Source organism: Carboxylicivirga sediminis (assembly GCF_018156225.1).
GTDB classification, from domain to species: domain Bacteria; phylum Bacteroidota; class Bacteroidia; order Bacteroidales; family Marinilabiliaceae; genus Carboxylicivirga; species Carboxylicivirga sediminis.
This window is the reverse complement of record NZ_JAGTAR010000124.1, coordinates 1-341: the sequence shown is the minus strand read 5'-3', so window position 1 is coordinate 341 and position 341 is coordinate 1. Positions and strand designations below refer to the sequence as shown.

General features: G+C 44.6%; 1 protein-coding gene. It reads left to right on the top strand.

The window, feature by feature from the left end; all coding sequences use genetic code 11:
- Window positions 1–341, top strand: a 341-nt coding sequence (locus KDU71_RS23520) for an IS66 family transposase (RefSeq protein ID WP_212193448.1), incomplete at both ends; no start/stop codon positions are given.

Sequence of the window (341 nt, the reverse complement as noted above, 5' to 3'; positions counted from 1 at the left end):
GTACGTTTGCCCCTGCCTGAAGAGCTTCGCCGGGAAGAAGAAGTTATCGAACCTGATGGTATTAATGACAATTGGGTGCGTATTGGTGAAGAAGTCACCGAAATATTGGAACATAAACCGGGAGAGTTGTATGTACGCCGGATTATCCGACACAAGTATGCAGTAAAACAAGCTTCGCAAGAACAAGAAGAACCAGCTGTTCGAGTTGCAGCACTTCCTCCATTACCTTTACCACGCAGCAATGCTGGCCCATCACTATTAGCAGAGCTTTTAATCAATAAATACGAGTACCACTTGCCGTTTCATCGTCAGATAAAAATGTTGAAGCAAACTGGTGTCAG